2 protein-coding genes are annotated in these 8,758 nt (G+C 72.5%); both read right to left on the reverse strand.

Going from position 1 to position 8,758, the window contains the following annotated elements:
* On the reverse strand, positions 1-111 hold a 111-nt coding region (locus Vqi01_RS31730), incomplete at its 3' end, for a polyketide synthase docking domain-containing protein (RefSeq protein ID WP_204038400.1).
* A gap of 27 nt (positions 112-138) precedes the next feature.
* The gene (locus Vqi01_RS29415; protein ID WP_275408855.1) at positions 139-8,688 is read right to left on the reverse strand and encodes a type I polyketide synthase; all 8,550 of its coding nucleotides are present in this window, start codon (positions 8,686-8,688) and stop codon (positions 139-141) included.
* Positions 8,689-8,758 lie beyond the last annotated feature (70 nt).

An 8,758-nucleotide genomic window follows, 5' to 3' on the forward strand; every position in this document is an offset into this window, starting at 1 on the left:
AGCCAGGTCGTCGAGAAGATTCTCGTTCTGTTGTTTGAGGCGCTTGTTCTCCAGCAGGGCGGCCCGCAGTGCCGCGACAACCTTCCCGGAGGATTCGGAAGACAAAGTCATGATCGTGGTCCAATGCGTCCGTCGGGTTCAGGAGTCGTTACCGGCTTCGGTCGTGTCGTTCAGAGCCAGGCGGACCAGCTCGTCGACGTCCATGTCGTTGATGTCCGCGTTGTCGTCGTCCGCTGTTTGCCGCTTGTCCGGGGCGGCGAGCTGCAGCAGGGCTTCCACGAGGCCGGCGGCTCGCAGCCGGCTCACCGGGATCGTGGTCAGCGCTTGGCGGATCACCGTGTCCGGTGCGTCCACCAAGCTCCGGGCGGAGTCGTTGCCGTTGCCGCCGTTCGTGGCCGGGGCGAGCAGTGTCCGGAGCTGGCGGCTGAGCGCGGCTGCGGTCGGGTGGTCGAAGACCAGCGTGGCTGGCAGCGACAGGCCGGTGGTATTCGCCAGCCGGTTGCGCAGCTCCAGCGCCATCAGGGAGTCGAAGCCCATCTCGCGGAACGGCCGCGCCGGGTCGATCGTCTGCGGCGGGTGGTTCGTGACCGTGGCGACGTGGCTGGTCACGAACTCGATCAGCAGCCGCTCCTGCTCCGACATGGATAGTCCGTCGAGGCGGTGCAGCACGTCCTTCTGAGCGGGCCGCGTCACGGCCGCGGTCATCTGCTGAGGCAACGAGCGGACCAGGCGGCGCAGCAGAGTGGGCACCGACGTGGATTCGCGCAGCGGCGTCACGTCCAGGTTGGCCGGCATCAGGTTCGCCTTGCCCGTGCCGTGCGCGATGTCGAGCAGGGTCATCGCGTCGGCCGGGCTCAGCGGGTGCATGCCGCCGCGGGCGATGCGGCCCAGGTCGGCCTCGCTGAGGTGCCCGGTGATGCCACTGGCCGGTGCCCACAGACCCCAGGCCAGCGAGCTGGCCGGCAGGCCGAGGTCGTGGCGGTGCTGGGCGAGCGCATCCAGGAACGCGTTGGCGGCGGCGTAGTTGCCCTGCCCCGCGTTGCCCAGGACGCCGGCCGCGGCGGAGAAGAGCACGAAGCTCGACAGGTTCCGGTCGCGCGTGAGCTCGTGCAGATGCCAGGCGGCGTCCACCTTCGGCCGTAGGACACGCTCGATGTCGTCCACGGTCAGTGCGGTGATCACCGCGTCGGCCAGTACACCCGCGGTATGCACCACCGAGGTGAGCGGACGCTCGACCGGGATGCTGTCCAGAAGGCGGGCCAGCGCGTCCCGGTCGGCCGTGTCGCAAGCCTCGACGCGTACCTCGGCGCCCAACTCGGTGAGCTGCGCGGCCAGTTCGGTCGCGCCGTCAGCGTCCGGGCCGCGCCGGCTGGTCAGCAGCAGATGCCGTGCGCCATGCTCGACCACCAGGTGTCGGGCGACCAGCCCGCCGAGCGTCCCGGTACCGCCGGTGACGAGCACCGTGCCGGCCGGATCGAGCAGCTGCCGTGGCTTGGGTTCCGCCACGGAGGGGAGCCGGACCAGCGACGGTGCGTACGGCTGGCCGTCCCGTACCGCGATCTGTCCCTCCCGGTCGCGCCTGGCGGTGTGCAGCACCGCGGGCAACGCCTGCCACGAGGCGGGCCGGTCGTCGATGTCGATCAGGATGAACCGGTCGGGCTGTTCGAGCTGGGCGGACCGGATCAGGCCCCACACGGCGGCCCGGGCCGGGTCGACCTGGTCGCCGGGCACGGCGGCCACCGCGCCGCGGGTCAACACCGCCAACGGGCGTTCGGCGAACGCTGGCTCGGCCAGCCACGACCGCGCCCGCTCCACCATCTGCCAGGTGGCCGCGTGGGTACCGCGGACCGTGTCGTCGCCGGTGGGTCCGAGGCGGGACAGCACCACCGCGCGCGGTTTCGCCGCGCCGGAGGTCACCGCCCCCCGGAGCGCGGCTAGATCGGGGTACACGGTGAACGCGGAGTCAGCCGAAACCTCGCCTTCGCCGGCGACCAGCGCCACTTCGCGGCTGTCCACCGCCGTCGAGGGGGTCGGCAGCGGAGCCCAGTCGACGTGGAAGAGCGACTCGTGCCGGGGAGCGGTGAGCGAACTCTTCAGCTGTTCGATCGACACCGGCAGCATGACCACCGACTCGACGGTGGCGATGAGCCGGCCGGCCTCGTCAGCCAGGGTAAGCCGGGTCCCGCCGGCCGCCGAGGGCGACAACCTGACCCGCAACGACCGGGTACCCCGCCCGTGCAGGCGGACATCCCGCCAGGCGAACGGGATCCGCGGCCGTTCGCTGTCCTTGCCGGTGTCGGCCACGAGGCCGGTCAGATCCTTGTTGATCTGGTCGAGGCCGAGTGCGTGCATCGACGCGTCCAGGAACGCCGGGTGCAGGTCGAACCGGCCGGCGTCGCACTCGTCCGGGAAGCGCACCTCGGCGAAGAGATCGCCGTCCCGCTCCCAGGCCTGCCGCAGCGAGCGGAACGACGGGCCCCAGATGTAGAAGCCGAGTTCCGCGTGGCGCTGGTAGAAACGCTCGGCGTCCAGCGGCTCGGCCTCCGCTGGCGGCCAGACCAGCAGCTCGGAGGGAGCCGCCTGGTCGTCGATCGGGTCGCCGAGGGCCAGTACGCCACGCCCAAGGGGTAGCCACGGCTTCCGCGTCGCCTCGTCAGCCGGGCGGCAGCGCAGGCTGACCACGCGCCGGCCGGACTCGTCCGGTGCTCCGATCCGTAGCTGGAGATCGACGGTGCGGTTCTCGGGCAGGATCAGCGGCGACTCGTGTGAGAACTCGGCCAGCACGTGACAGCCGATTTGGCGACCCGCCCAGGCGCTGAGCTCCACCCAGGTGGTGCCGGGTACCACCACGTCCTCGAAGACGACGTGGTCGTACAGCCAGGGCTGGGATCGCAGCGACATCCGGCCCGTGTACAGCTGGCCGCCGTCGTCCAACTCGGTGAGCACCTGAACCAGGGGGTGGTCGAGCGTGGCCGCCCCGGTCTCGGTGGCTTGCGCAGGCGGTGCCGCGAGCCAGAACCGCTCCCGCTGAAAGGCGTACGTCGGCAGGTCGACCGGGACCGGCCGGTCTCCGGCGGCCGTACCGTGCAGGTCGTGCCATTCGACGGGCAGGCCACCGACGTGTGCCTGGGCCAGGGCGGTGGCGAACACCTCCGGTTCGCTCTGGCCACGCCGCAGGACCGGGATGAACGAGGCCGGGTCGTCCGCCTCGGCCTGCACGCTCTCCCGAGCCATCGAGGTCAGCGTGGCGTCCGGTCCTACCTCGACGTACGTGGTCACGCCGAGCTCACGCAGGGCGTGCACGCCGTCGTTGAAGCGGACCGCCGCACGTACGTGCCGGACCCAGTACTCGGCCGTGCACAGCTCCTCCGCCTCGGCCAGCCGGCCGGTCAGGTTAGAAACGACGGGTATCCGTGGCGGCTGGTACGTCAGGCGGGCAGCCACCTCCCGGAACCCGGCGAGCATCGGCTCCATGAGCGGGGAGTGGAAGCTGTGGCTCACGGTGAGCCGCCTGGTCCTGCGGCCTTCCGCCTTGAAGTGGGCCGCGATCGTGTCGACCGCCTCCGCCTCGCCGGAGACAACCAGCGACTCGGGACCGTTGACCGCGGCGACGCCGACCCGGTCCAGCACGTCGGCGAGCAGCGGCAGTACCTCCTCCTCGCGCGCCCGGATGGCCACCATGGCACCGCCCGGCCGGAGCTCCTGCATCAGCCGACCGCGCGCCGCGACCAGCAGCGCCGCCGACTCCAGGTTGAGCACCCCGGCCACGTGCGCCGCCGCCAACTCGCCGATCGAGTGACCGATCAGGTAGTCCGGCCGCAGCCCGTGATGGGTCAGCAGCCGGTGGAGAGCGACCTCGATGGCGAACAGGGCCGGCTGCGTGTACCGAGTCTGGTCGAGCAGCCCGGCCTCCGGCGACCCTTCGGCGGCCCACATGACCTGCCGCAACGGCCGCTCCAGATGCGGGTCGAGCGCGGCGCATACGGCGTCGAGCGCCGCGGCGAACACGGCAGAATCCTGGTACAGCTCGCGGCCCATGCCCAGCCGCTGGGCGCCCTGCCCGGTGAACTGGAACGCCGTCTTTCCGGGCGCGCCCACCCGGCCGGTGACCACCGCCGCGTCCTCGACGTCGCGGGCGAGCAGCTCGAGGCCGTCCAGCAGGTGCGCGCGGTTCCGGCCGAGCACTACCGCTCGGTACTCGAAGGAGCTGCGAGCCGTGGCGAGCGTGCGTGCGACCGCCGTGGTCGGCAGGTCGGGGTTTTCGCGCAGGAACCCGGCCAGCCGGTGGGCCTGCGCCCGCAGCGCCGGCATGGAGCGCGCGGAGACCGGCAGCGGTAGGACCACCGGCGTGACGTCCAGCGGCGCGGGCTGGTCGGCGGGCGCCTGCTCGACGATGACGTGGGCGTTCGTGCCGCTGATGCCGAAGGATGAAACCCCGGCCCGGCGCAGGCGTCCATTGTCGGGCCAGGCCACCCGCCGGTCGAGCAGCGCGACCGCTCCCGCCTTCCAGTCCACCTGAGTGGTCGGTTCGTCCAGGTGCAGGGTCCGCGGCAGCTCGCCGTGCCGCATGGCCTCAATCATCTTGATCACGCCGCCCACGCCCGCGGCGGCCTGGGTGTGGCCGATGTTGGACTTGAGCGATCCCAGCCAGATCGGCCGGTCGGCCGGCCGGTCCTGACCGTAGGTCGCGATGACGGACTGCGCCTCAATCGGGTCGCCGAGCTGGGTACCCGTGCCATGCGCCTCGATCGCGTCGACGTCGGCCGTGGTCAAACCGGCGTTCGCCAGCGCCTGCCGGATGACGCGCTGCTGTGCGGGCCCGTTGGGGGCGGTGAGCCCGTTGCTCGCCCCGTCCTGGTTGACCGCGGTGCCGCGGACCACGCCGAGGATCCGCCGGCCGTTGGCCTGTGCGTCGCTGAGGCGTTCGAGCAGCAGCACGCCGACGCCCTCGCCCCAGCCGGTGCCGTCCGCAGTCGCCGAAAACGACTTGCAGCGCCCGTCCGGCGCCAGCCCGCGCTGCCGGCTGAACTCCACGAACACGCCGGGATTGGCCATCACTGTCGCTCCGCCGGCCAGCGCCAGCGTGCAATCGCCGGAGCGCAGCGCCTGCACCGCGAGGTGAATGGCGACAAGCGAAGAGGAGCAGGCGGTATCCACCGTGACCGCCGGTCCGTGCAGGCCGAGCGTGTAGGCGATCCGCCCGGACGCCACGCTGGACGTCGTGCCGGTCAGCAGGTACCCCTCGGTCTCGGCGGTACCCTGGCCGATGCCGCCGCCGTACTCCTGCGACCAGGTGCCGGCGAACACGCCGGTCCGGCTGCCGCGCAGGGCGGACGGGACGATGCCGGCCCGCTCGACGGCTTCCCAGGCCGTCTCCAGCAGCAGGCGCTGCTGCGGGTCGATCGCCAGCGCTTCGCGCGGGCTGATGTCGAAGAACACGGGATCGAACTCCGCCGCCTCGTAGAGGAACCCGCCGGTGTTCGCGTACGAGGTGCCCGGATGCGCCGGATCGGGATGGTAGAGCCCGTCCACGTCCCAACCGCGGTCGGTCGGGAAGTGCCCGATCGCGTCGGTCTCCGACGCCACGAGATGCCACAGGTCTTCGGGTGTGCGGACGCCACCGGGGTACCTGCAGGCCATACCGATGATCGCGATCGGCTCGTCCGGCGCCGCTGCCACGGTCGCGACGGCGGACTCCGGCCGCTCGTCGGTGAGCAGCTCCTGCATACGCTCGACCAGGGCCGACGGGCTCGGGTAGTCGAACGCGACGGTGTTGGGCAGGTTCAGGCCGCTCGCGCCGGTGAGCAACTGGCGCAGCTCGACCGCCATCACCGAGTCGAAACCGAGGTCGCGGAAGGAGCGGTCGGGATCGACGGCTTCGTTCGCCGAGCGCCCGGAGACCTGAGCCACGTACTCGGCGACGAGCCGCAGCAGCCGCGGTCGCAGGTCGGCCGTGGGCAGGGAGGCCAGCTCGTTCCTGAGCGTGGCGGCGGCGTCCGGCGTGGCGTCGCCGGTGGCCTGGTCGGCCTCCCCGGCGGCCCCCGGCAGGTCGGCCAGCAGAGGGCGGGCCCGCACGGCGCTGAACACCGGAACGAAACGGGACCAGTCCACATCGGCCACTGTCACCGCGGTGTCGTCGTGGTTGAGCGCCTGCCGCAGAGCGGCGAGGGCCAGCGCTGGCGGCATGGCCCGGACGCCCTGCCGGCGCAGCTGTTCGCCCAGCCCGTCCTGGCTGGCCATCCCGGCGCCGTCCCATACGCCCCAGGCCACCGAGGTGGCGGCGTGGCCATCGGCTCGCCGCCGCTCGGCCAGCGCGTCGAGGTGGGCGTTCGCGGCGGCGTACGCGGCATGGCCACCGCTTCCCCAGATTCCCGCGATCGACGAGAAGAGGACGAAGGCATCCAGCGGCTCGGTGTCGAGCAGCTCACTCAGGTGGGTCGCTGCGGCTGCCTTGGCGGCGATGCGCCCGAGTTCGTCGAGCGTCAGTTCGGTCAGCGGAGTTTGCCCTACCGCGCCGGCCGCGTGCACGACTGTCCCGATGGGACCGTTTTCCGCACGGACCCGTTCGAGCAGGTCGGCCAGGTCGGCGCGGTCGGCGACGTCGCAGGCGAGCACCGAGACGTCGGCGCCGGCCTCGGTGAGCTGCGAGACGAGTTGCGGCGCCCCCGGCGCGTCCGGGCCGCGGCGGCTGACCAGTACGATCCGCTCCGCTCCCGCGGCGGCCAGGAACCGCGCCACGTGGGCCCCGAGGCCGCCGGTGCCGCCGGTGACGAGGGCCGTACCGGTGGGGCGCCAGGCGCGTACAGGCTGCTGGACCGCCGGCGCCGGCACCAGGCGTCGCGCGAACAGCCCGGACGGCCGCAACGCGAGCTGGTCTTCCGAGCCGGCGGAGAGCGCCTGTCGCAGCTGGGCCGGCGTGATCGCGTCGGGTGCCGCGGGGAGGTCGATCAGCCCGCCGCCGCGGCCCGGGTACTCCAGTGTCGCGGTGATCCCGAGCCCCCAGACCTGTGCCTGCGCGGGGTGGACCGCTTCGGTAGCCGGCCCGGCTGCCACCGCCGACCGGGTCGCCAGCCACAGCGGCGCCTCCACAGCCGCATCGGCGATGGCCTGCAGTAGTGCCACGGTGCTGGCCACACCCGCTGGCACGGCCAGCTGCATCGGGTGCGCGGAGTCGTCGAGGGCGAGCAGCGAGACGACGCCCCTCGGTGTCGCACCGGCCTTGGTCAGGGTTTCGGCGAGGGACGACCGATCGGCCCGGGCCGCGTCGAGCGCGGCGATCCGGACCTCGGCCCCGGCGGCGGTGAGCGCCTCCGTGGCGGCGTCCGCCCACGCGTCGGCGTACCCACCCGCCGGCACGACGAGCAGCCAACGGCCGGTCAGGTCGCTTTCCGCCGGCGGGTCGAGCGGCCGCCAGGTCACCCGGTACCGCCACTTGTCCACCATCGAGTCGTCATGCTTGCGCCGTCGCCACTGGGCCAGCGCGGGCAGCAGCGCCGTAAGGTCCGCCTCGGTGCCCAGCTCGTCGGCCATGGCGCGGGCGTCCTGCTGGTCGACAGCGGACCAGAAGCGCTGCTCATCCGCGGTACGCGAAGCACTGCCGGAGCTGACGTTGAGCCAGTACCTGCGGCGCTGGAAGGGGTACGTGGGCAGGTCGGGCAGGGGCGGGGTGGTCGCCAGCGCGGCCGGAAGGACGTTGGCCCACGTGACGGAGTGCCCGTTGACGTGCAGCCGCGCGGCGGCGCTGACCGCGGCGGTGGGTTCCGGCTGCTGCCGGTGCGATGCGGTGACGATGAGGTGCCGGTCCGGCTCGGCCAGGCTGTGCTGGATGAGCGAGGCGAGAGCCGGTGCCGGACCGAGCTCGAGCCAGTGCGTGACGCCGTTGCGGGCGAGCGTCTCCACACCGTCGCCGAACCGCACGGCTTGGCGGATGTGCCGGGTCCAGTACGCCGGGTCGCACAGCTCGGCGTTGACAAGCTCGCCGGTCACATTGGAGACGATCGGGATCGCCGGCTGACTGTAGGCCACCGTCGCCGCCACCTCCGCGAACCCGTCGATGATTGGATCCATGTGGTGTGAGTGGAAGGCGTGGCTGACGGTCAGGCGCCGGGTCTTGCGGCCCTGGCTGGCGAGCGTGGCCGCGAGCGCGTCGAGGGCGTCGGTGCCCCCGGAGAGAACGACGTGGCGCGGGCTGTTGACGGCGGCGACGGCGACGTCGTCGTGCGCGGCGACGAGGGCATCCACCTCCTCCTCAACGGCCTCGACGGCGAGCATCGCGCCGGCGGGCAGGCTCTGCATGAGCCGGCCGCGGGCGGTGACGAGCCGGGCGGCGTCCGCGAGGCTGAACACGCCGGCCAGGTGCGCGGCGGCCAACTCGCCGATCGAGTGCCCGGCGAAGTAGTCCGCGGTGATTCCCCAGTGCTCAAGCAGCCGGTAGAGGGCGACGTGCGTGGCAAAGAGCGCGGCCTGGGTGTAGAGGGTCTGATCGAGGAGCCCATCGTCGCCGGTGTCGTGCCACATGACGTCGCGCAGAGGCTGCGGCAGGTGCTGGTCGAGGGCTCGGCATGCGTCGTCGAGGGCGGCGGCGTAGGCCGGGTACTCGGCGGCCAGCAGGCGACCCATGCCGGGGTGCTGGCTGCCCTGGCCGGTGAAGAGAACGGCCAGGCGGCCCGTGGTGGTGTGGCCGGTCACGGTGTACGCGGTCGGGGTGCCGGTGGTCAGCGCCTGCAGGCCGGCGAGGAACTGCTCGCGGTCGGCCCCC

It is taken from the genome of Micromonospora qiuiae, from assembly GCF_016863555.1.
Lineage (GTDB): Bacteria > Actinomycetota > Actinomycetes > Mycobacteriales > Micromonosporaceae > Micromonospora > Micromonospora qiuiae.